We start from the raw sequence: 25,310 nt of genomic DNA on the forward strand, positions 1-25,310 counted from the left end.
ATTATTTAAAGGAATGAATGATGCAATTATGAATCATTTGAAGAAGGTGGTGTATTTGCCAAACGATTATAACTTTTAAAGGCTGAAATTGCAGATATAACACCACCTGTTAAAAATAAAGCTGAACCACCAACTAAAATAATACGACTGACATACGTTTCACGAGCTTCTTCAACTTGTTCTTGTGACGGTGTTGGCATATAAAGTCCCCCTCAATAAGAATGTGTTTTGCAATAGTATATACAAATGCCTAACATGTGTTAAAAATGAAGAAGTTGTCTGTATAAGCATCTAAGTGAATTTAATGTTTAGCCAGTGTTAGTATTAAGTTCAACGCTTCTGCACAACTTCTGCACAAGTTTCAGTAGTTTATATGTCATGATATATCCGTAAAGTTAAATATTTAATAATAATGAATGAAACATTCGTTCATTATTAAGTGTGAGTTTCTTACGCACTCCCAAAAACAAGTGTCTTTATTGTTATTCTTTTGCATCAAAGCCCTCATCACACTACAAGGTATAACAAGAAGGGGATACGAACATGAATAATCGAATTTTAAAACACTTACAAAACATGAAAATGAATAAGAAAAGTTTAGGAGCCGTAGCATTAACGGCTGGAATCATAGGCACGACTCTCATTCCTCAAAATGCATATGCGCACGGTTTTGTTGAAAAACCTGGAAGTCGTTCTGCTTTATGTAGCCCAACTTATGGCGTACTGAACATGAACTGCGGAAGTGTTATGTATGAACCACAAAGTTTAGAAGCTCCAAAAGGATTTCCACAAGGTGGCCCAGTTGATGGACAAATAGCTTCCGCAGGTGGTAATTTTGGTGGTATTCTAGATCAACAAACAGCAGATCGTTGGTTTAAAAATACGATAACTGGTGGAGAGAATACGTTTACATGGAAATATACAGCTCCTCACTTAACTAGCCAATGGCATTACTACATTACGAAAAAGAATTGGAATCCAAATAAACCGCTAACAAGAGCTGACTTTGAGCCAATTGGAACTGTACAACATGATGGTTCTGCAGCTTCAAACAATTTAAATCACAAAATTAACGTACCTACTGATCGTAGTGGATACCATGTTATTTTAGCGGTATGGGATGTAGCTGATACAGCAAATGCATTCTATAATGTAATTGATGTAAATCTAGTCAATAATGAAAAACCAGACACAGAAGCACCAAGTAATCCAAATGGGCTTGAGGCAAGAAAAGTTACAGCAAATAGTGTAGAACTAGCATGGAACGCTTCTACGGATAATGTAGGGGTAAAAGGTTATCAGGTCCTACGCAATGGAGAGATTATTGACACAGTACCAGGCACTCATTTTATTGATAAACAATTACAACCAAGTACTGAATACTCTTATACTGTAAAAGCGATTGACGCAGCTGGAAATGTATCGAAGGTAAGTACGGCAGTTAAAGTGAAAACATCAGTAGCGACTCTTGATACAGAAGCACCTACACAGCCAAAAGGATTACACAGCATGGGAACGACAGCATCAAGCGTTGATCTGATGTGGAGTCCGTCTGACGATAATGACGGTGTAGACCATTACGATATCTCCAGAGAAATATCAGGCGTAATGAAAAAAATTGGAATATCCAACACTACTTCTCATATGGACAAAAATTTGCTTGCTAATACTACATATAAATATACGGTGAAAGCTGTTGATGTGGCTGGAAATGAATCAGCACAAAGCGATGTATTCACAGTTACTACAAAAACTGAAAGCGCTTCATACGAAGCGTGGGATTCAAAGAAGGCATATAAAAAGGGAGATAGAGTCGTACACGAAGGGAAAGTGTATGAAGCTGTCCAAAATTATCAAGGAAATGGGGATCCAAACTGGATTTATGCTTTATCATTATGGAAAACAGTGTAAGCTTTTACTGGTTTTGAACTAAGGAATGACTGACGGGCTTTGATGCAATAAAGTAATAATGAGAGTTCACTTTAAAGTTGAAACAAAAAAGACGACATATAAAATGTCGTCTTTTTTGTACGGATTTATTTTTTCTCCTGGTTTTCTACCTTTTCCGTTTTAGAAGCAAATCCACTTTTAAACCCATCAATAAAATTACAACCACTTAATGAAAATACAAATACACATATAAGACCAACTAAAATACCCTTTTTGTAATTCACTTTACAACAGCCTCCTAATTATCAATTCGCAAACTACATATTACTATACTTGAATTGTTAATATAAATTAAAATTACCTTAAAAATGAATTGTTAAATCATATAGTTGTAGGATATGACGTCATCTTATGAATATTTTTATACAGTAGATATATTTATTACTCATATAGTATTACTTCGAAAAGTAATTTCATTACAAAGAGGCATCTCTATACCTCTCCAACATACCACTAGACTGTAAAAATACATAATGTGTGTACCTTTTTGGATAGGTGAAGATATGTAAAAATATGAGGGTGAGAGTGAATGTGATTTTTAACGATTTTAGCTCACCGAAGGCTACGAGGTAAAAATAACTGAAGGAATACTAAAAAAATAATAACCGACGGATTTTCGTTTGAATACAAATGACTTTTATGGATTCATGAACTTGGCTCTTCAGGAAGAGCATTTTTGATAGCTTAATATAGGAGGTAAATAAATTATGAACGTTAACTATGGTAGACATACTATTATTGAAGTTGATTTAAATGCACTGCAACGTAATTTCCAACAGTACAAACAAGCTATTCCATTTGGTACAGCGATTATGACAGTTGTAAAAGCGAATGCCTATGGACACGGGGCAGTTCCGATTGCGAAGGCGGTAATAGAGGCAGGCACAAGTTACTTGGCAGTTGCGTTTGTAGATGAAGGAATTGAACTTAGAGAAGCTGGTATAACTGTACCAATATTAATCTTTGGATACACACCGTATGAAGCGATAGTAGATGCAATTACGTATGATTTAAGCATGACAGTATATACAATTGAGGATTTGCATGCTATAGAAGAGGTTGCTTCACAAATGGAAAAGAATGCGTACATCCATATTAAAATTGACACTGGAATGAGCCGAATCGGTTTACAACTTAATGAAGTCACATTGTTTTTACAAACATTAAAGTGTACAAAATATATTCAGGTTGAAGGAATGTACACGCACTTCGCTTGTGCAGATGAAAGGGATAAAGCATATACTCTCATGCAACAAGAGGTATTCCAAAAAGCCGTAAGCAAAGCAGAAGAGTTACAAATTGTTATTCCATGGATTCATGCCAATAATAGTGCTGCTACAATTGATATGAGAGAAACAAAAGGAAATATGGTCCGCCTTGGAATCGCGTTATACGGTCTCTATCCATCTGCAGATGTCAATCAAGAAGCTATTTCGTTACAGCCTATCCTGACATTTAAATCAAAAGTTGCGCATATCAAAAAAGTAAAAAAAGGAAATGGGGTTAGCTATGGAGCAACATACACAGCGAAAGGAGAAGAATGGATTGCGACGATACCGGTTGGATATGCGGATGGTGTCAGCAGGCAACTCTCGAATAAAGGGTTTGTATTAATAAAGGATGTGAAAGTTCCTATTATAGGACGTATTTGTATGGACCAGTTAATGTTGGACGTAACAAAAATCATGCCAATACATGTTGGGGATGAGGTGGTCTTTTATGGTAATCAAGGCGAGGAATCAATAAGTGTAGATTGCGTTGCAGATACATTAAGTACAATTAATTATGAGATTACTTGTATGTTAAGTAGAAGGATACCTCGCATCTATATAAAAGACAATAAGCCAATCGAAATAATAAATGAACTACGAAGAAGTCCTATCAGTTTATGTATAAATGAATGAAGAATCTTCATCATAAATTTATGCTAACTTCACATACAGCACATATTAAAATTGTATTATGTATATGTACCAAATAAATAAAATAAAAAACATTTCTGTTTTTAATGAAATGAAATCCTGTTATTTCTATATAAGGGTCTTATTTGCATATTGGGGATTGCGGTTTTCTTTAGAAATGGATCTAAATAAAAAGGAATCAATATAAAAGGGGAATGTCTTATGACAACATATACGAGCGAGATAAAAAAAAGTTTAGTAACTGAAGAAGATGTGGATATTTTAAAAATAATGGCGCATCCAATACGATTACAAATTGTAAATGAATTAAGTGCACGCAAAACTTGTAATGTAACACAATTAACAGAAATATTAAATATTCCTCAATCGACTGTTTCACAGCATTTATCAAAAATGAAAGGTAAAGTGCTAAGAGCTGAGAGAAGAGGGTTAGAAATTTATTATTATATTAATAATTTAAAAGCAAGCAAGATTGTTAGTGTTTTAGGATATGTAAATTAATGAATTGTTATTATACAAAATAGCCTCCGCTGTTAAGCAGGGGCTATTTTGTATTGTATTGTTTTATTTATTTGCATTTAAAATTTTATAGTTTTTATGATTTACAATTGTTCGGTCAAATTCAAAAGTACCACCGCTTACATCTGTGACTTCAACTAAGACCGATTCAGTGTATAGTTTTAGTACAGATGCTGTGATCTTTAAGTTATTTCGTTGAAATAGTATAGTATCGCCTACGTTTGCTTTCATAGTACCTCCTTATAAAAGTCAGAAATGTTTGTTTATTATATATATTAAACCACGTATAGATATATTAGTGAATGTTTAGTTTTATTTATCAATAAAATATTTGTTGTTTAGTAAAAATTAAAGTGCAACATTATGTAAATGAATTATATATTTTCTATTTTTTATGTATAAAATTGTAAAAAAACGTTGTAATTCTGTATGTTTCGTTGAAAAACAAGATATATGGAAGTTAAAATGTATAAAAGATGGAATTTTTGATTACAAGCATTGTAATGAGAAGCCAGATTACAAGACTATTAAATGATTTGTATCAAGAAATACAGACGCAACATGTTATAAACGTTGAAGAGTTAAATAAGAATAGGATAAGCAAAATATTGAAGTCCAGCCATGGATAATTCGATAATTTTTTTGGTAAAAGAGGATGTGAAAGCTCCGTAAGTCGTATTGATGCAAAACATTGTAAAAGCTGCTACGTATTTAACAAGCAGTTTTTTGTATTTCACCCTTCGTTTTCTGTAACTGATTCCATATTTTTGACGCTCCATCTTGTAAGTGCTTACATAAACGAAAACATCCTATACAATGAAGTTGTTAAGTCGAATGAGGTGGCGAAAATAAAAATAAAAAAAGCATATTTAGCGAATAGCATTGAAATAGAAAGAGGAGGAGAGATGGTATGAAAAAATCATCGGTTAATCCATGGCTTGTTGTCCTTGGAACAGTCATAGTACAAATGGGGCTTGGTACGATATATACATGGAGTTTATTCAATCAGCCCTTAGTGAGTAAATACGGTTGGAGTCTTAACGCTGTTGCTATAACTTTCTCAATTACTAGCCTGTCTTTAGCGTTTTCAACTTTGTTTGCGAGTAAATTGCAAGAAAAATGGGGACTTCGTAAACTTATTATGATAGCTGGACTAGCATTAGGAATTGGATTAATACTTAGTTCACAAGCTTCCTCATTAATATTGCTTTATGTACTAGCAGGGGTTGTTGTAGGTTATGCAGATGGTACAGCATATATCACTTCATTATCCAATTTAATAAAGTGGTTTCCAAAGCGTAAAGGTTTAATTGCTGGTATTTCTGTCTCTGCATATGGTTCGGGTAGCTTAATTTTTAAATATATTAACGCACAGTTAATTGAATCAGTTGGTGTATCACAAGCGTTTATATACTGGGGTTTAATTGTTACAGCTATGATTGTCCTTGGCGCTTGTTTAATCCATCAAGCTGCAGATCAAGGAGCAGTTCATGAAACAAAAACTCAGGAATATACAACGAAAGAAATGTTAGGCACAAAACAAGTATACTTATTATTTATTATGTTATTTACATCATGTATGAGTGGCTTATACTTAATTGGTATGGTAAAAGACATTGGTGTTCAACTTGTAGGGCTTAGCGCAGCGACAGCAGCTAATGCGGTGGCTATGGTTGCAATCTTCAATACATTAGGTCGTATTATTTTAGGACCGTTATCAGATAAAATCGGCCGTTTAAAAATCGTTACTGGTACATTTGTTGCTATGGCAGCTTCAGTCTTGGTTTTAAGTTTCGTAGATTTAAATTATGGTATCTACTTCGTATGTGTAGCAAGTGTAGCGTTTTGCTTTGGTGGAAATATCACTATTTTCCCAGCTATCGTTGGTGATTTCTACGGTATGAAAAACCATAGTAAGAACTACGGAATTGTGTATCAAGGATTTGGATTTGGAGCGCTCGCTGGTTCCTTTATCGGTGCAGTTCTAGGTGGATTCAAACCAACTTTCATGGTGATCGGCGTATTATGTGTCGTATCATTTATTATCGCACTTTTAATCCAAGTGCCTAAGCAGAAAAAAGAAAAAGAAGAAGAGTATCGCAGTGTAGCGTAAGTATATAAATCTTCTTTAACACTATGTTTACTAAAAAGCACCCTATTTAATAGGGTGCTTTTTTATGAATTACAACATGTGGAATTTTCTAGAGGCAAAAAAATGAGTAAAGTATCCGTTTGGATTATATTGGAATATCATAAATTGATATATTATATTCGAAATACTTATTAAATCTTAAATTATAAACACGACATGCATCGGTAATTGCAAGATATACTTTCTCGATATTTTCAGAAAAATGTTGAGAAAGTATATACTTGAGTTTTTGGTAAGGCTTTGTAAATGAAGGTATCTACAGTTTATCTTCTTCAATTTTAAAAAGAGGAGTACGAATTAAATTTTTTAATGTAAGTACTTATTAATGCTTTTAGATGTAATTGTATTGAGAAGTACTAAAATATTTTATCTGAAAAATAAAAATAGGTTGACAAGTTTATTGAGAAAGATTATCATTTCGGTGTAAGGATATTAAATGAAAAACATTATCAATGAATAATATTTTGATGAAAAGTACACTTGACCAATTAGTTTAGTAAGTGTATTATTTTTTACGTTGATAGTGATAATCGTTATCATTATTGCTATTTGTTTAATTAGATTAATTTTCAAATGAAAGGATAGAGGAAATGAACTTAGGGGAATTTGATGGAAAAACGGTTTTAGTAACAGGTGCAGCTCAAGGTATAGGCAGTGTTGTTGCCAAAATGTTTTTAGAAAGAGGAGCTACAGTTATTGCGGTTGATCAAAATGAAGAGGGGTTAAACGTACTCTTAAATGAAAATGAATTAAATGAAACACGTATGAAAACATTTCATTTAGATGTGAGTGATAGTACCGCTGTTGAAGATATGGTAAACGGTATTGAAAATGATATAGCACCAATAGATATATTAATAAATGTTGCAGGGGTATTACGTATGGGACCAATTCACTCTTTAAGTGATGAAGATTGGAATAAAACCTTCTCTGTAAATTCTACAGGAGTTTTCTATATGTCTCGAGCAGTAAGTAAACATATGATGCAAAGAAAGTCAGGGGCAATTGTTACAGTTGGTTCAAATGCGGCAAATACTCCGAGAATGGAAATGGCTGCGTACGCTGCATCAAAAGCCGCAACGACAATGTTTATGAAGTGTTTAGGATTAGAGCTTGCAGCATACAATATTCGCTGCAACTTAGTTTCTCCTGGTTCTACTGAAACTGAAATGCAAAGATTACTATGGGCTGATGAGAATGGAGCTGAAAATATAATTGCTGGTTCTCAAAATACATATAGACTCGGTATTCCGTTACAAAAAATTGCACAACCTTCAGAAATTGCTGAAGCAGTATTGTTTTTAGCTTCTGATAAAGCGAGTCATATTACAATGCACAATTTATGTGTCGATGGCGGAGCTGCATTAGGAGTTTAATAAAAAATTCAGGAGGTTATTATATTATGAATGAACTTACAGCCGTAAAGGAACTGTCAGAAAAACTTTTAGAAGATTATAAGACAGAATCTTCATTCTTTTTCGCTTCACCAACTCGAACAATATTAGCAGAAGGAGAGTTTACTACAGTAAAACATCGTGAAATTGAAAGCTTTCCAGAACTTGTACAAGCGGTATTAAGTAATGCAAAACAAGCCGGAAATCCGAATCCTATCGTTGTTGGTGCTTTGCCCTTTGATCGTAGAAAAGAAGTTCAACTTATCGTACCAGAACATAGTAGAATTACTGAGCGTTTACAGTTAGAGACGACAAATGAGATAAAACGAAATGAGAAACTGACATTTGAAATGACACCGGTTCCAGCTCCTGAAGTTTATATGGATGGTGTGAAGCAAGGAATAGCAAAAATTCAGGACGGAGATTTAAGGAAAATCGTTCTATCTAGATCATTGGATGTTAAATCTTCCGAGAAAATTGATCAACAAAAACTACTTCGTGAATTAGCGGAACATAATAAGCACGGCTACACATTTGCTGTTAATTTGCCGAAAGATGAAAACGAGTACAGTAAGACGTTAATTGGAGCAAGTCCTGAATTACTTGTTTCACGTCATGGTATGCAAGTAATTTCTAATCCGTTGGCTGGCTCAAGACCACGAAGTGAGGATCCAGTAGAAGATAAAAGAAGGGCAGAAGAATTACTTTCTTCTCCAAAAGATTTACATGAACATGCGGTAGTAGTTGAAGCGGTTGCCGCTGCGCTTCGCCCTTACTGTCATATATTACATGTTCCAGAAAAACCCTCAGTTATTCATAGTGAAGCAATGTGGCATTTGTCTACGGAAGTGAAAGGTGAACTAAAGGACCCAAATACGTCTTCTTTAGAATTAGCAATTGCTCTTCATCCTACGCCAGCAGTTTGCGGAACTCCAATGGAAGAAGCGAGAGAGGCTATTCAAAAAATTGAGCCATTTGACCGTGAATTCTTTACAGGAATGTTAGGGTGGAGCGATTTAAATGGAGATGGCGAATGGATTGTTACAATTCGTTGTGCTGAAGTGCAAGAGAATATACTTCGCTTATATGCAGGTGCTGGAGTTGTTGCTGAATCAAAGCCAGAAGATGAGTTAGCAGAAACATCAGCTAAGTTCCAAACAATGCTGAAGGCTTTAGGGTTAAGAGATAATTCGCTGAATGAAAAATAGGGGGAAGAAAGAATGTTAATAGGTTATACGGAATGGCCAAAAGAATTTGCCAATCGCTATCGAGAAGAAGGGTGTTGGCTTGGAGAAACATTTGGTTCGATGTTAAAAGAACGTGCTGAAAAATATGGGGATCAAATTGCGGTTGTAAGTAGTAATACGCATATAACGTATAGTGAACTTGATAAAAAGGTAGATCGCTTAGCTTCAGGTTTACTGAATTTAGGAATAAAGAAAGAGGACCGAGTTGTAATCCAGTTACCTAATATTATAGAGTTTTTCGAAATATGCTTTGCGCTATTTCGCATTGGAGCGCTTCCTGTTTTTGCACTACCTTCTCATCGCAGTAGTGAAATTAGTTATTTTTGCGAGTTTGGTGAGGTGAGTGCTTACATTATTTCAGATAAGGCTCTCGGCTTTGATTACCGAAAACTAGCAAGAGAAGTGAAAGAGAAAGTTCCCGCTTTACAACATGTAATCGTAGTGGGGGAAGAAGAAGAATTCGTGAATATAACTGATCTTTATATGGATCCGATTCCGTTACCAGAAGTTCAGCCAAGTGATGTTGCGTTTCTCCAATTATCAGGAGGGACGACAGGACTTTCTAAATTAATTCCTAGAACACATGATGACTATATTTATAGTTTACGTGTTAGCGTTGACATTTGTAATTTAAATGCAGAAAGCGTCTATATGGCAGTTCTTCCAGTAGCACACAATTACCCGATGAGTTCTCCAGGAACATTTGGAACTTTCTATGCGGGTGGAAAAGTAGTATTGGCAACTGGAGGTAGTCCAGATGAGTCATTTGCTCTTATCGAAAAAGAAAAAGTTACGATTACAGGGCTCGTTCCACCATTAGCAATGATTTGGCTTGATGCAGCATCTTCCCGTAACGACGATTTATCGAGCCTGCAAGTTATTCAAGTAGGAGGTGCGAAATTTAGTGCCGAAGTTGCGAAGCGTATTCGCCCTACATTTGGATGTACGTTACAGCAAGTGTTCGGTATGGCAGAAGGGTTAGTAAATTACACAAGATTAAATGATCCTGAAGAAATCATTATTCATACGCAAGGTAGACCGATGTCTACATTCGATGAAGTAAGGGTTGTTGATGAAAATGATAACGATGTAAAACCCGGTGAAGTAGGAAGTTTATTAACAAGAGGGCCATATACAATTCGTGGTTATTATAAAGCGGAAGAGCATAATGCACGATCATTTACAAAGGATGGATTTTATCGTACAGGAGATCTTGTGAAAGTAAATGAACAAGGTTACATCATTGTAGAAGGAAGAGATAAAGATCAAATTAATCGTGGCGGTGAGAAGGTTGCTGCGGAAGAGGTTGAAAATCATCTATTAGCACATGATGCAGTACATGATGTAGCAATTGTATCTATGCCTGACGATTATTTAGGAGAACGCACTTGCGCTTTTGTTATCGCTCGTGGACAAGTCCTAACTGCAAACGAATTAAAAATGTTCTTAAGAGAACGTGGTATAGCAGCTTATAAGATTCCAGATCGAATTGAATTTATTGAATCATTCCCACAAACAGGTATTGGAAAAGTAAGCAAAAAAGAATTACGTAAAGTCATTGCTGAAAAACTTATTAGAGTAAAACAATAATAAAAATCGGAAGGAAGTGATTAGATGGCTATCCCATCTATTTCAGTATATAAAATGCCAATTGAATCAGAACTACCAAAAAATAAAGTGAATTGGACGCCAAATCCGAAACGTGCAGTTCTTTTAATTCATGACATGCAAGAATATTTTCTTGATGCATATAGCGATAAAGAATCGCCAAAAGTAGAACTCATTTCAAATATTAAGGTGATAAGAGAAAGATGTAAGGAACTTGGTATACCAGTTGTTTATACAGCACAACCTGGTGGACAAACGTTAGAACAACGAGGGTTATTACAAGATTTTTGGGGTGACGGTATTCCTGCTGGACCAGATAAAAAGAAAATTGTGGATGAACTTACTCCAGATGAGGATGATATATTCCTAACCAAATGGAGATATAGTGCATTTAAAAAGACGAATCTATTTGAAATTTTAAATGAGCAGGGAAGAGATCAACTTATTATTTGCGGTATTTATGCGCATATTGGCTGCCTTTTAACAGCTTGTGAAGCATTTATGGATGGTATAGAGCCATTTTTTGTAGCAGATGCAGTTGCTGATTTTTCACTAGAGCATCATAAACAAGCATTGCAGTATGCATCAAATAGATGTGCAGTAACGACATCAACAAACTTACTATTAAAAGATTTACAAAGTGTAAAAAGCGATGAGAGTGAAGGAATCACTTTACAGAAAGTACATGAACTAGTTGCACAACTACTCCGTGAGCCAGTAGAGAGTATCGAAGTTGATGAAGACTTATTAAATAGAGGACTTGATTCGGTCAGAATTATGAGTTTAGTAGAGAAATGGCGTCGCGAAGGGAAAGAAATCACTTTTGCAGATTTAGCAGAACGTCCAACTGTTGATGATTGGTACCGTTTACTATCTTCACAAGCAGCACAAGTGCTGTAACAAATAGACTACATAATAAAGGGGTAGTAAAGAATGCCTAATAGTCAAAAGATTCGTTATTCGTTATCATCTGCGCAGTCTGGTATGTGGTTTGCGCAACAATTAGATCCGCTTAATCCGATTTATAATACTGGGGAATATATAGAAATAAACGGAAATATTAATCATGAAATTTTCGAGTTAGCTGTACGTAAAGTGGTAAAAGAAGCAGAAGCACTTCATGTTCGTTTCGAAGAGGATGAAATTGGCCCATGGCAAGTTATTGAGGAATCGTCAACGTTTCATATGCATTTTATTGACGTTCGTAAAGAGGGAAATCCTGAAGAAGCTGCTAAAGTATGGATGAAAAATGATTTATCTGTACCGATAGATTTAAAAGAAGATAAATTATTTACTGAAGCACTTATTCAAGTTGAAAATAATCGTTTCTTTTGGTATCAGCGCATCCATCACATTGTGATGGATGGCTATGGATTTTCACTTCTTAGCCAAAAGGTAGCGAATGAGTATACATCACTTATAGAAGAAACAAATAAGAATGAAAAGCCATTTGGTTCTCTTGCAAAAATTGTACAAGAAGATAATGAGTATCGTGAATCTAAACAATTTCAGGAAAATCGTACTTTTTGGCTAGAAAAGTTTGCAAATGAACCGGAAGTTATAAGTTTAGCAGAACGAGCGCCGAGAACATCAAATGGATTTTTACGAGAAACTGCTTATTTATCAAATGCTAGTACGAAAACTTTACTAGAAGATATTAATATTTCGTTAACGAGTTGGCCCGAATTTGTTGTAGCTGTAACAAGTATTTATATGCATAAATTAACAGGTGCAAATGATATTGTTTTAGGTTTACCGATGATGGGGCGTCTTGGTTCTGTATCTATTCATACACCTAGCATGGTAATGAATTTAGTTCCACTTCGTCTAAAGTTAACTCCAAATATAACTTTTGCAGAATTAATACAGCAAGTTTCTAAAGAAATTCGAGACGTACGTCGTCATCATAAATATCGTCATGAGGAATTAAGAAGAGACTTAAAGTTACTAGGTGAAAATCAAAGGTTGTTTGGGCCGTTAGTGAATGTTATGCCTTTTGATTACGGGCTTAACTTTGCTGGAAATCGTGGTATTACACATAATTTATCAGCAGGACCTGTCGATGACTTATCGATTAATGTATATAAGCGCTTCGATGAAAATAAGTTAATGATTCATTTTGATGCGAATCCGGAAGTATATAGCGATACGGAACTAGCATTGCATAAAGAAAGATTTATGAATCTATTAGAATTAGTGATAAATAATTATCATAAAGACGAGCCGATTGGAAAAATAAACATTACTCTTCCTGAAGAAAATCATAAAGTTTTATTGGAATGGAATGAAACGAAGAAAGCTGAAGAGCTAATTAATCTACCTATATTATTTGAAAAACAAGTACAAAAAAATCCAAATAAAATAGCAGTTACTTGTAATGGGATAAAACTTACGTATAAAGAGCTAAATGAACGAGCGAATGAACTAGCACACTATTTATTAGAAGAAGGAATAGAAGTAAATCAGTTTGTTGCCTTAGTATTTCCAAGATCAATAGAAATGGTAGTTAGTATGCTAGCAGTCCTAAAGGCTGGTGCAGCGTATTTACCGATAGATCCAGAATACCCAGCCGAGCGAATTCATTATATAGTAAATGATGCAAATCCAGTTTGTATCATAACACATTCATCTGTTTCATCTACTTTAGTTATAGAAAATGATATTAAAAAAATCATATTAGATAGCGAAGAAACGAAAATAGCGTTAAAAACATATTCTCATATGAATCTACCATTTAAAAATGATGAATCACTTTTAAACCAAGCTTATACAATTTACACTTCAGGATCAACTGGAAATCCAAAAGGTGTAATTGTTCCTATGAAAGGTTTAAGTAACTTCTTATTAGCTATGAAAGATATGTTTTCATTAAATGAAAACGATCATTTATTAGCAGTTACAACGTTTGCGTTTGATATTTCTGCTCTAGAAATTTATTTACCTCTTATTAGTGGTGCAAGTTTAACAATTGCACAAAAAGAGGTAATCCAAGAGCCTTCTGCGTTAACGACATTGTTACAAGAAGAAAGAGCGACAATTATGCAAGCTACACCGACGCTCTGGCAGGCGTTAATAACTGAATATCCAGAGAGGTTACAAAGGCTAAACGTACTCGTTGGCGGTGAAGCTCTTCCGGCACATTTAGCAAATAAATTAAAAGAATTAGGTTGCTCTATAACTAACTTATATGGACCAACTGAAACGACTATTTGGTCTACTTTCATAAATATTGATGACAGTGAAAATGGTATACCTCCTATTGGAAGACCAATTTGGAATACAGAAGTGTACGTTTTGGATGCAGGGTTACAGCCTGTTCCACCTGGAGTTATCGGTGAATTATATATTGCAGGAGAAGGACTTGCGAACGGATATTTAGGAAAACCAGCGTTAACGGCTGAACGGTTTGTTGCAAACCCTTATGGAAAAGCTGGAGCACGTATGTATCGCACAGGTGATCTTGTGAAGTGGCGTAAGGATGGTGTGTTAGAGTACATTAGTCGCGCAGATCATCAAATTAAAATTCGCGGTTTCCGAATTGAATTAGCTGAAATTGAAACGGTATTACAACGACATGAAAATATACAACAAGCAGTGGTAATGGTACGAGAAGATCGTCCAAATGATAAACGAATCATTGCGTATATCGTTGCCGAAGAGAAGGAAATGATTCATCTTTCAGAAATTCGCTCTTATGTTTCAGAAAGTTTAGCGAATTATATGGTACCATCAGCATTTGTTGTGCTAGAAGAATTACCATTAACACCAAATGGTAAGGTTGATAGAAAGAAATTACCTGCTCCTGATTTTAATGGAATGAACAATGAGAGAGTTGCTAGAAATCCGAAAGAAGAAATACTATGTGATTTATTTGCAGAAGTACTTGGTGTTTCGCGAATTAGTATAGATGATAATTTCTTTGAAATGGGTGGCCATTCGCTTCTTGCATCTCGTTTAATGGCAAGAATTCGTGAAACGTTAAGTGTAGAATTAGGAATTGGAAAGCTATTTGAATCACCAACTGTTGCTGAATTAGCGAACCAGTTGGATCGTGCAAAAAGCGCAAGACCAGCTATTAAGAAAGTAAGTAGGCCAAATGAAGTTCCACTTTCATTTGCACAGCGCAGGTTATGGTTCTTAAATTGTTTAGAAGGTCCAAGTCCTACTTATAATATTCCGTTAGTCATTCGTATGTCTGGAAAATTGAATGAGGAAGCACTGCAAGGTGCCTTTTATGATGTAGTTGAGAAACATGAAACACTTAGAACGATTTTCCCGAATTCACTTGGCAGTTCATATCAAAGAATTCTAGAAATGGATAAATTGAATTTAAAAATGATTATAACAAATACATGTAAGGATGAATTAGAAAGTACACTGTCTGAAGCTGTAAGATATAGCTTTAATCTTGATATCGAACCAGCAATTCGTTTGCAACTTTTTAAAGTGAGTGAAAACGAACATGTTTTACTATTTCTTTTGCATCATATTGTAGGAGATGGATGGTCATTACAAGCGTTAACGAGAGACTTTACAGCGGCTTATAAAGCACGATGTCAAGGTGATAGTGTTCAACTAGAAACCCTTCCAGTTCAATACGCAGATTATTCACTATGGCAACAACAGCTATTAGGTGATGAAACAAAACCAGACAGTATTATTTCAACACAATTAGATTTTTGGAAAGAAGGGTTAAAAGGTTTACCAGATCAAATGGAGTTACCTACAGATTACCAGCGCCCAATTGAAACTAGTTATCGCGGGGAAACAATTCATTTTCATTTAGATGAAGGTATGCATAGTAGGTTAGTGGAGCTCGCTCGTAAAAATGGAGTTAGTTTGTTTATGGTGTTGCAAGCAGGACTAAGTGCCTTATTTACAAGATTAGGTGCTGGAACTGATATACCATTAGGTAGTCCGATTGCTGGAAGAAACGACGATGTACTCACGGATATAGTTGGTTTATTTGTAAATACATTAGTGTTACGCACAAATACATCAGGAGATCCAAGTTTTAAAGAATTATTAAATAGAGTGAAACAGGTAAACCTTGCAGCTTATGAAAATCAAGATGTTCCATTTGAACGACTTGTTGAAGTATTAAACCCAGTAAGAACTCGAAATAGTCATCCGCTGTTTCAAGTTATGTTAGCTTTCCAAAATACGCCAGAAGCAACGTTTAATGTACCGGATTTAGAAGCGAGCCTTGAAATTCAAAGTGTTGGTTCTGCAAAATTTGATTTAACATTTGAAATTAGCGAGAGTAACAGAGTTGATGGTACTCCAAACGGCTTACACGGATTGTTAGAGTTTAGTACCGATTTATATAAACGTGAAACGGTTCAAAAACTAATAGAACGATTCATTCTATTATTAGATGATGCAGAGAAACATCCGGATCAATCAATTGGTAGATTAGAAATATTAACTTTAGCAGAGCGAAATACAGTTTTAGAAAAGTGGAATGGTGGTTTTCAAATTGTACCTGAAATGACATTGCCACAATTATTTGAAAAGCAGGCTCATGTAAATCAAAATTCTATTGCTGTCGTCTTTGAAGATGAAAAGCTAACTTATGAAGAGTTAAATAGAAAAGCGAATAAAATAGCTCGTTTGTTAATAGCGAAAGGAATCGGTCCTGATCAACTTGTTGCTTTAGCGATGCCGAGATCTTTAAATATGGTTGTAAGCTTACTTGCTGTTCTTAAAGCTGGTGCGGGATACCTTCCGTTAGATCCGGATTATCCGTCAGATCGTATCTCATTTATGCTACACGATGCGAAACCATCATGTGTTTTAACAAATTCAGATGTGGAAATTGAATGTGATGAGGCACTAAAGATTTTAGTTGATGATGTGAACGTAATAGAAGAAATTGAGAAATATAGTGAAGACAATATAGATGAAATGGAGCGCATGAAGCCGTTATCTCCTTCACATATTGCTTACGTTATTTATACGTCAGGCTCAACAGGTAGACCGAAAGGGGTTATGATACCTCATCAAAATGTAGTAAGACTTTTAGGAGCAACTGATCATTGGTTCCAATTTGACGCAGACGATGTGTGGACGATGTTCCATTCATACGCTTTTGATTTCTCGGTTTGGGAAATTTGGGGACCTTTATTATATGGAGGGCGTTTAGTTGTAGTACCACATACTGTAAGTCGCTCGCCGAAAGAATTTTTACAGCTTCTTGTTAAGGAAAAGGTTACTGTTTTAAACCAAACTCCATCAGCGTTCTATCAATTGATGCAAGCAGATCGTGAAAATGAAGAGGTTGGTCAAAAATTATCTTTACGATATGTTGTTTTTGGCGGAGAAGCACTTGAACTAAGTCGATTAGAAGATTGGTATAGTCGTCATCCTTATAACGCACCGAAGCTTATTAATATGTACGGAATAACGGAGACGACAGTACATGTTAGTTATATTGAATTAGATGAAAGTATCGTATCTTTACGAGCAAATAGTTTAATCGGGTGCAGTATACCGGATCTTAAAGTATACGTATTAGATAACTATTTACAACCGATGCCACCTGGAGTAGTTGGAGAAATATATGTTGCAGGTGCAGGGCTCGCTCGTGGATATTTAGGAAGAGCAGGATTAACTGCTGAACGTTTTATCGCAGATCCATTTGGTAAGCCAGGTACAAGAATGTATCGTACAGGAGACCTAGCGCGCTGGCGTCAAGATGGGACGTTAGATTATATAGGACGTGCAGATCATCAAATTAAAATTCGTGGATTCCGAATTGAATTAGGGGAAATAGAAGCGGTAATAATGAAACATCCTAAAGTTGAACAAGTAGCTGTTATTGTACGGGAAGATCAACCAGGGGATAAACGATTAGTTTCTTATATCGTCGCATCAAATAATGAAACGATCGATACGAATGAAATGCGTCAGTATGTTGGAGGTAGTTTGCCAGATTATATGGTTCCATACGCTTTTGTAGTAGTAAATGAATTACCTTTAACTCCAAACGGTAAATTAGATAGAAAGGCATTGCCAGCTCCAGAATTTATTGCATCATCTTCTAGCCGCGGACCGAGAACACCGCAAGAAGAAATGTTATGTGACTTGTTTACAGAAGTTTTAAGTGTGTCTCAAATTGGAATTGATGATGGATTCTTTGATCTTGGTGGTCATTCACTTCTTGCAGTGCAGCTGATGAGTCGCATTAAAGAGGCACTTGGAGTTGAACTAAATATCGGAACTTTATTTGCAGCACCTACTGTTGCAGGGCTTGCTGAAAGACTTGAAATGGGGAATGGTCAAAGTGCACTTGATGTGTTGCTTCCATTACGAGCAAGCGGAGATCAATTACCACTATTTTGTGTACATCCAGCAGGTGGATTAAGTTGGTGCTATGCAGGACTTATGAAATCTTTAGGAACAGATTATCCAATCTATGGTGTACAAGCACGTGGTATCGCTGAAAATGAAGAACTTCCAAAAAGCTTAGAGGAGATGGCGGCGGATTATTTAAAACACGTTCGTGAAATACAGCCTCACGGACCATATCGTTTACTCGGATGGTCGCTTGGAGGAAATGTTGTTCATGCTATGGCGGCGCAACTTCAAAATGAAGGGGAAGAAGTAGAATTACTCGTTATGCTGGATTCGTATCCTGGTCACTTCTTACCGAATACGGAAGCACCTACTGAAGAAGAAGCGTTAATCGCATTACTTGCTTTAGGTGGATATGATCCAGATAACATGGATGGTAAACCACTTACTATGGAAAGTGCGGTTGCAATACTTCGCAAAGATGGAAGTGCATTAGCAAGTCTTGAGGAAGAGACTATTTTAAACTTGAAAGAAACATATGTAAATTCAGTAGGGTTGTTAGGGAAATACGTGCCAAAAGTTTATAACGGGGATATTTTATTCTTTAGATCTACTGTTATACCAGACTGGTTTGATCCTATTTCTCCAAATACGTGGCTAAATTATTTAGACGGGGAAATCGTGCAGCATGACATTGATTGTAGACATAAAGATTTATGTCAGCCAGGTCCACTTACAGAAATTGGACAAGTGCTAGCGAAATATTTGCAGAATAAGAAAGGGGTAAGTAAAGTATGACGAATCCATTTGAAAATGATAATTACACATATAAAGTATTAATGAATGAGGAGGGCCAGTATTCTCTCTGGCCTGCCTTTCTCGATGTACCAATTGGATGGAATGTCGTACATGAAGAAGCTAGCAGACAAGTTTGCTTAGAATACGTTGAAGTTAACTGGAATGATTTAGAGCCGAAAAAAAATCAAATTAGCGAAAAAATATTAGTAGGAAAACAATAATGAAAGTAAAAATAAATCCAAAAGTAGTTGTAAGCATCGTTTATATAACAGCGATGTTTATGGCTGCGATGGATGCAACGATTGTGAATGTAGCACTGCAAACGATAAGCAAAGAACTGCAAGTACCCCCATCTGCAATGGGGACAGTAAATGTTGGGTATTTAGTTAGCTTAGCTGTTTTTCTTCCGATTTCTGGTTGGTTAGGCGATCGTTTTGGTACGAAAAAAGTATTTTTAACTGCCCTTTTCGTTTTTACAATTGCATCTGCATTATGTGGAATTGCGAATGATATTACTTCATTAAACATTTTTCGTATCATTCAAGGTGCTGGTGGCGGGCTTTTAACACCAGTCGGGATGGCGATGTTATTCCGAACATTTTCACCAGAGGAAAGACCAAAAATTTCTCGATTTATTGTACTTCCAATTGCTGTAGCACCAGCGATCGGACCAATTATTGGTGGTTTCTTTGTAGATCAAATGTCTTGGCGCTGGGCATTTTATATTAATCTGCCGTTTGGTATCATTGCGTTGCTATTTGGACTTCTATTTTTAGCAGAGCATATTGGAAAATCGGCTGGTCGTTTTGATTCTCTCGGTTTTGTTCTTTCAGCACCAGGTTTTGCGATGCTCATCTATGCACTCAGTCAAGGCCCGTCAAAAGGTTGGGTTTCTCCAGAAATAATTAGTATTGGGATAGCTGGGATTGTATTACTTACATTGTTTATTATTGTAGAACTTAAAGTAAAGCAACCGATGTTAGATTTACACTTATTAAAAGAACCGGTCTTTAGAAAAATGAGTCTTATTTCGTTGTTTTCATCAGCTGGTTTACTAGGAATGTTATTTATTTTTCCGCTTATGTATCAAAATGTAATAGGAGTTTCCGCGCTGGAATCGGGTCTTACGACATTCCCAGAGGCGATTGGATTAATGATTTCTTCGCAGATTGTACCATGGTCATATAAGAAATTAGGAGCTCGAAAGGTAATCTCTATTGGATTAGTAAGTACGGCGGTTATCTTTATTTTATTAAGTTTTGTAAATCATGATACGAATCCATGGCAAATTCGGGCACTATTGTTTGGCATTGGTATTTTCTTAGGTCAATCTGTCGGTGCGGTTCAATTTTCTGCTTTTAACAATATCACGCCACCTTCTATGGGGAGAGCAACTACTATATTCAATGTGCAAAACCGATTAGGATCTGCAATAGGAGTTGCTGTTTTAGCTAGTATACTATCTGGTTTTGGAAGTAATAACGTACAGAATAATGCACAGTCAGATTTTTTACCATATCAAGCTGCATTAATTGGATCAGCAATATTTTTACTCATAGCATTACTATTTTCTTTACGTATTTCTGATAAAGAGGTAATGTCAAAGAAGAATAAAAAGCCGTTATCTGTATTACAAAAAGAGAAAGAAGTTGTAAATGAATGAGTTGCAGCATGCTAATACTCTTTTGAAATAAAGTAATATTGGCATTTAAAAGGAGAGAGTTTTTACATGATAGAGAGTAAAGTTGTAGATTCTGTACCAACCCTTAATGAGAATAGTTGTCAAATATGGTGGGCAAGAATTTCAGATTTACAATCATGGCATTACAATTTACTAAATGATGTAGAGCGAGAGAAAGCAAATTCATATCATCATTCGGCAGACCGTGCACGTTTTATAATAGGTTGTGTAATTAGTAGATTAGTACTTGGAAAGGTACTTTCTATGTCGCCAGTTCAAGTACCGATTAATCGGATGTGCCCAGTATGTAAGTTACAACACGGTAGACCTCAATTACCAGAAGGTATGCCGCAAATATCAGTCTCACATTCGGGTGAGTGGGTTGTTGTTGCATTTACTAAATCTGCACCTGTGGGTGTTGATGTTGAGCAAATGAATCCAAATATAGATGTTATGAAAATGGCAGAGGGCGTATTAACAGACATTGAAATAGCACAAGTTATGAAATTACCTGATGAGCAGCGACTAGAAGGATTTTTAACATATTGGACTCGAAAAGAAGCAGTGCTGAAAGCGACAGGTGAAGGACTATTGATTCCACCAGTAGAAATTACAGTATCAGCTCCAAATGACCCTCCAAAATTGTTGATTTTTAAAGATAGACAAGAGTTAGCAGAAAATACAATGATGGAAGATGTAAGACCTAGTTTAGATTATATGGCTTCCATTGCAATATTTAGTAAAGAAGTAACTGAAATTACGCAGTTAGACGCGGGATTGCTATTAAATCATCGTTAATTTTTAATAAAATTTCTTATAGAAGAGGTGTTCCTCATGTTAGTAGCGGAAAATAGAAAAACTGAATTAATTTATAATGTACAGGCAATTAAAGATATGTTGTTTTCTAGAAATACGTCATCTATTCTAGCTTTAGAAAAACTTGTAAAAGATACAGTTCAGTTTGATGTACTTGAACAGGAAGCGCTCGATAGACAATACATTCCGAAAGAAGCAAAGAATTTCTTTGATAAAAACGGAACATTTCTTTATCGCGTATCTAATGTTAGTTATAAAGGTAAGGTGTTATCTGAAAATCTAATTTTTGCAGACACTTCGTTTTTACCGGATACAATAAAGAGTGAATTAGAGAGTGGAAATATTCCTGTTGAAAACCTTATAGAAAAGATGGAAGTAAGAAGAAACGTATTATATGAAGGATATCAGCCATCTGGAAATATTATCGAATTGTTTGATGGATGTTCTGTTGCGGCGAATGTTTATCCAACTAGAAAATATCAAATTGTAAATAACTGCAAATGTGTATTTTATATTTGTGAAGTGTATCATGCAGAGAATATAAAGGAACTGCTTAAATAAGAAATAAACAATAAACAATAAATAATAAACAAGAAACCAGCCTATAAAATGGCTGGTTTCTTGTTTATTTAACAGCTTCTTTTAATTCTTTTCCTGCTTTAAATGCTGGAACTTTACCAGCAGCAATCTGAATTTCTTCTCCAGTTTGCGGATTACGCCCTGTACGAGCAGATCTTTCACGCACTTCAAAAGTTCCAAAGCCGATTAGTTGCACTTTATCGCCAGATTGTAATGCATTAGCAATTGTGTCAAATACGGATTGTACAGCTGCAGAAGCATCCTTTTGAGAAATATCAGCTGATTGTGCTACATTTTTAACTAATTCTGTTTTGTTCATGTTTTCACCTCATAAAAAATTTTTTAGAATGAATGTTTTAGTATAATGGTTAGTAGAGATAAAGCTAACTTTGTGATTAGAAAGAATGCTGTATATTTATGTTAATTTCGTTGAAAGAAACTGAATCCCTGCTAATATTTAGGGATTAATTAAGAATTGATGCATACAACAAGCTGTAATATGAGGATGAGGGGGAATATACGGATGATTTTTCGTGAAAAGAATGAGAAAGAAAGTATATTAATTCGTCAACATGATCATGGTTTTTTAGCTGGTGAAATTGCAAGACATATAATAGAAGATTTTTTTGAAGATAAAATATACTTAAAAGAGACAATTGATGCTATATATGAGCATGATAGAGGATGGATAGAGCTTGATAAAGTACCAATTTTGAATGATACTAAAAATATTCCATATACATTTATGGATTGTCCAAGTTCATTACGCTTTGTTTTTTATACGATTGGTTTGAATGCAATTGAAGAGTCAAATCCATACGGGGCGCTACTTTGTAGTAAGCACTTTTTATCATTTTCATTAAATGAGGAAGATGAAGAGATGATGTCTTTTTATAAAAATGAATTGGAACGACAAAAAAGAATTTTGAAAACGTTAACAAAAGAACAATATGCGATGTTTGATAAACATTATAGATTATTAAAGTTTTGTGATGAACTTTCTTTATATGTATGTATGAATAAACCTGGTGTAAAAAAGAAAGATGAAATTGATTTATTTAAAGAGGGTTTTGAAGGAACAGAAATGTTTAATAGTAAGGGGGAGAAGCCTATTCAAGCTGAATGGGTGGATGAAGAAACAATTCAAATTACATCGTTTCCATTTAAAACGGAATTTTATACATATGTAAAATATAAAACTATAAATAAACATGAAGTTAAAGAAAAAGGGATTGTAAAAGCTGATAGAGAAGCGGAAGTGAAGAAGCAAAACATCCGTTTCATACAATAAGGAGGAGATTTAGATTGAAAGATTACATGTTAAAACAGTTTGATTACCATGCTTGGGCTAATACACGATTATTCAACCGACTAAAAGAGTTACCAAACTATGAGACAATTTTTAATGAACAGATACAGAGTGTATTCCCATCAATTAAGGATACTTTTGTACATATTTATATTACAGATCAAGTGTGGTTACACATATTGCATGGTAAAAGTATGGGTGAAGTAATACAAGACCGAGAAAAATTACGAAAACAAATCGAAACTAAATCGTTACATGAATTAGAAAAAATGTTTGAAAACATGGCAAATCAATATAAAGAATTTTTAAGTAGAATACAAGACGTAAATACTGTATTTGTTATTGAGAACCCATATGCAGGTGCATTAGACACTTCCATTTTAGAGTTAGTGCAACACGTCGTAAATCATGGTACATATCATAGAGGGAATATAACAGCAATGATCCGTCAACTTGGTTATTCATCTACAATGATGGATTTTGTACTTTATTTACATATGGTTCAGGAGGGAAAGGAATTGAAATAGAGAAAAAAGGAATGGCTTATTATAAATGAGCCATTCCTTTTTTTAGTGATTAACTTGCCTGTTTTTTATGACTTTCTTTCAATTTCTCTGCTTGTAAAAAGCGATTCGTTTCAGCGACAACAATACCACTTAATCCGATTAGACCAATTAAGTTTGGAATCGCCATAAGTCCATTTGCAATATCGGCAAATGTCCATACGACACCTAGCTTTAAATTAGCACCTATTGCAATCATAACGATAAAGATTGCTTTATAATATCGTACAGCACCTTGTCCGAATAAATAAGCTACACACTTCTCTCCGTAATACGACCAACCTAAAATAGTAGAGTAGGCGAATAATATAATGGCGATACCGAGAATCATACTACCAGCAGTACCGAATACGGATTGGAATGCTAATGTTGTAGCTTCAACACCAGTTTTACCTGATTTCCATGCGCCTGTAGTAATTAATACTAGCCCCGTAATTGTACATACAATAAATGTATCTAGAAAAGTACCAGTCATAGAAACTAAAGCTTGTTTTGCAGGTGAATCTGTTTTGGCAGCAGCCGCAGCAATAGGAGCACTCCCTAAGCCAGCCTCGTTAGCAAATACACCACGTGCCATTCCTATTTGAATTGCAGATGCAACTGTTGCTCCGATAAAACCACCAGCGGCTGCAGTACCTTGAAATGCACCAGAAAAAATAAGTGAAAATGCTTCTGGAATTTGATCAAAGTGATAGAAAATAATAATAAGGCCAGCGATTATATAAAAGAATGCTTTAATAGGAACGATATATCCAGTAACTCTACCAATCTTTTTTACACCGCCCAAAATAACGATAGCGATTAAGAATGACATGAGTATACCAGTTAATGCAGGAGGGAAAGAAAAATTGATTCGCATTGCCTCTGCAACTGAATTAGATTGAACCATATTACCGATACCGAAAGAAGCAGCTGTGCCGAATATAGCGAATAAAACAGCCAGCCATTTTTTCCCTAAACCACGTTCTAAATAATACATTGGTCCACCGGAGTATTCACCATTTTCATTACTAACACGGTATTTCACCGCAAGGATTGCTTCGGCATACTTTGTTGCCATTCCAAATAAAGCAGTAATCCACATCCAAAAGATTGCGCCGGGTCCACCGATTGTCACAGCAGTTGCGACACCTGCTATATTTCCCATACCAATCGTTGCAGCCATAGCTGTCATCAGTGCTTGGAAGTGACTAATATCTCCAGAAGATGATGTATCCTCTGATTTTTTAAAAGCTAGCTTGTGAGCGTATATTAGTTTACTAAACTGTAAACCTTTTAAGCGCACTGTGAGAATGATACCAGTTCCAACGAGTAGCAACAAAGTTGGTAACCCCCACACATACTGATTAATTTGTTCTAATACTTTACTTACTGTCTCCATCTGTATTCTCCTTTTTTAGAAAAAATAAAAACCACTTCAAGGAAATGAAATGGTCTCTGGAGAAACAAGGGATAGAAAAATAAACCGATACAAAT

20 protein-coding genes are annotated in these 25,310 nt (G+C 35.3%); 15 read left to right on the top strand and 5 right to left on the bottom strand.

What is annotated here, in order from left to right:
* Positions 1-26 precede the first annotated feature (26 nt).
* Positions 27-200 carry a hypothetical protein gene (locus NSS97_RS11960; RefSeq protein WP_002157923.1) on the bottom strand — a complete coding sequence of 58 codons (174 nt, stop codon included), beginning with the start codon at positions 198-200 and terminating at the stop codon, positions 27-29.
* 343 nt (positions 201-543) lie between these two features.
* Between NSS97_RS11960 and NSS97_RS11965 the strand changes: the two genes are divergently transcribed.
* Positions 544-1,911 (top strand): lytic polysaccharide monooxygenase, encoded by a 1,368-nt coding sequence (locus tag NSS97_RS11965; RefSeq protein ID WP_107887486.1) that lies wholly within the window; start codon positions 544-546, stop codon positions 1,909-1,911.
* Positions 1,912-2,036: 125 nt separating this feature from the next.
* Here the strand turns inward: NSS97_RS11965 and NSS97_RS11970 are convergent, their stop codons facing one another.
* Positions 2,037-2,174, bottom strand: a complete 138-nt coding sequence (locus tag NSS97_RS11970; protein WP_162836435.1) for a hypothetical protein — start codon at positions 2,172-2,174, stop codon at positions 2,037-2,039.
* 483 nt (positions 2,175-2,657) lie between these two features.
* On the opposite strand from NSS97_RS11970, the gene alr reads away from it, so the two are divergent.
* On the top strand, positions 2,658-3,854 hold the full coding sequence (gene alr, locus NSS97_RS11975; RefSeq protein ID WP_341112625.1) for an alanine racemase: 1,197 nt from the start codon (positions 2,658-2,660) through the stop codon (positions 3,852-3,854).
* 219 nt (positions 3,855-4,073) lie between these two features.
* Positions 4,074-4,373: an ArsR/SmtB family transcription factor gene (locus NSS97_RS11980; protein WP_002012759.1), complete on the top strand. Its 300-nt coding sequence runs from the start codon at positions 4,074-4,076 to the stop codon at positions 4,371-4,373.
* Between the two features lie 63 nt (positions 4,374-4,436).
* Here the strand turns inward: NSS97_RS11980 and NSS97_RS11985 are convergent, their stop codons facing one another.
* Positions 4,437-4,622 carry a YkvS family protein gene (locus tag NSS97_RS11985; RefSeq protein ID WP_002012762.1) on the bottom strand — a complete coding sequence of 62 codons (186 nt, stop codon included), beginning with the start codon at positions 4,620-4,622 and terminating at the stop codon, positions 4,437-4,439.
* 679 nt (positions 4,623-5,301) lie between these two features.
* Here NSS97_RS11985 and NSS97_RS11990 point away from each other — a divergent pair.
* The 10 genes from NSS97_RS11990 to NSS97_RS12035 all read left to right on the top strand — a co-directional run bounded on the left by NSS97_RS11990 (position 5,302) and on the right by NSS97_RS12035 (position 21,944).
* The gene (locus tag NSS97_RS11990; protein ID WP_088045589.1) at positions 5,302-6,504 is read left to right on the top strand and encodes an L-lactate MFS transporter; all 1,203 of its coding nucleotides are present in this window, start codon (positions 5,302-5,304) and stop codon (positions 6,502-6,504) included.
* 629 nt (positions 6,505-7,133) lie between these two features.
* Positions 7,134-7,919, top strand: a complete 786-nt coding sequence (gene dhbA, locus NSS97_RS11995) for a 2,3-dihydro-2,3-dihydroxybenzoate dehydrogenase (RefSeq protein WP_341112629.1) — start codon at positions 7,134-7,136, stop codon at positions 7,917-7,919.
* A gap of 26 nt (positions 7,920-7,945) precedes the next feature.
* Positions 7,946-9,145 (top strand): isochorismate synthase DhbC, encoded by a 1,200-nt coding sequence (gene dhbC, locus NSS97_RS12000; protein WP_044439765.1) that lies wholly within the window; start codon positions 7,946-7,948, stop codon positions 9,143-9,145.
* Positions 9,146-9,157: 12 nt separating this feature from the next.
* Positions 9,158-10,774 carry a (2,3-dihydroxybenzoyl)adenylate synthase gene (locus NSS97_RS12005; RefSeq protein ID WP_341112631.1) on the top strand — a complete coding sequence of 539 codons (1,617 nt, stop codon included), beginning with the start codon at positions 9,158-9,160 and terminating at the stop codon, positions 10,772-10,774.
* Between the two features lie 24 nt (positions 10,775-10,798).
* Entirely contained in the window at positions 10,799-11,692 is an 894-nt protein-coding gene (locus tag NSS97_RS12010; protein ID WP_044439761.1) for an isochorismatase family protein, read from the top strand.
* 33 nt (positions 11,693-11,725) lie between these two features.
* A complete protein-coding gene (locus NSS97_RS12015) occupies positions 11,726-18,886 on the top strand; it encodes an amino acid adenylation domain-containing protein (protein ID WP_107887489.1) in 7,161 nt (2,386 codons plus the stop codon).
* Entirely contained in the window at positions 18,883-19,107 is a 225-nt protein-coding gene (locus NSS97_RS12020) for an MbtH family protein (protein WP_000184075.1), read from the top strand. Before NSS97_RS12015 ends, NSS97_RS12020 begins: the two co-directional genes overlap by 4 nt.
* Entirely contained in the window at positions 19,107-20,549 is a 1,443-nt protein-coding gene (locus NSS97_RS12025) for a DHA2 family efflux MFS transporter permease subunit (protein ID WP_107887490.1), read from the top strand. The genes NSS97_RS12020 and NSS97_RS12025 overlap by 1 nt, the downstream gene beginning before the upstream one ends.
* Positions 20,550-20,615: 66 nt before the next feature.
* Positions 20,616-21,365 (top strand): 4'-phosphopantetheinyl transferase Sfp, encoded by a 750-nt coding sequence (sfp, locus tag NSS97_RS12030; protein ID WP_044439748.1) that lies wholly within the window; start codon positions 20,616-20,618, stop codon positions 21,363-21,365.
* A gap of 36 nt (positions 21,366-21,401) precedes the next feature.
* Positions 21,402-21,944 carry a cold-shock protein gene (locus tag NSS97_RS12035; RefSeq protein ID WP_107887491.1) on the top strand — a complete coding sequence of 181 codons (543 nt, stop codon included), beginning with the start codon at positions 21,402-21,404 and terminating at the stop codon, positions 21,942-21,944.
* Positions 21,945-22,008: 64 nt separating this feature from the next.
* On the opposite strand, the gene NSS97_RS12040 is transcribed toward NSS97_RS12035, so the two are convergent.
* Positions 22,009-22,281: an HU family DNA-binding protein gene (locus tag NSS97_RS12040; RefSeq protein WP_002012780.1), complete on the bottom strand. Its 273-nt coding sequence runs from the start codon at positions 22,279-22,281 to the stop codon at positions 22,009-22,011.
* A 204-nt stretch (positions 22,282-22,485) separates the two neighbouring features.
* Here NSS97_RS12040 and NSS97_RS12045 point away from each other — a divergent pair, with 204 nt between their 5' ends.
* Both NSS97_RS12045 and NSS97_RS12050 read left to right on the top strand, forming a co-directional pair.
* The gene (locus tag NSS97_RS12045) at positions 22,486-23,253 is read left to right on the top strand and encodes a DUF3891 family protein (protein ID WP_107887492.1); all 768 of its coding nucleotides are present in this window, start codon (positions 22,486-22,488) and stop codon (positions 23,251-23,253) included.
* Between the two features lie 14 nt (positions 23,254-23,267).
* Positions 23,268-23,798 (top strand): DinB family protein, encoded by a 531-nt coding sequence (locus NSS97_RS12050; protein WP_341091403.1) that lies wholly within the window; start codon positions 23,268-23,270, stop codon positions 23,796-23,798.
* A gap of 49 nt (positions 23,799-23,847) precedes the next feature.
* On the opposite strand, the gene NSS97_RS12055 is transcribed toward NSS97_RS12050, so the two are convergent.
* Positions 23,848-25,215, bottom strand: coding sequence for an alanine/glycine:cation symporter family protein (locus NSS97_RS12055; RefSeq protein WP_002012784.1), 1,368 nt, complete (start codon positions 25,213-25,215; stop codon positions 23,848-23,850).
* Positions 25,216-25,310: the final 95 nt, after the last annotated feature.

Source organism: Bacillus sp. FSL R12-0074 (assembly GCF_038005725.1).
Classification (GTDB): Bacteria; Bacillota; Bacilli; order Bacillales; family Bacillaceae_G; genus Bacillus_A; species Bacillus_A mycoides.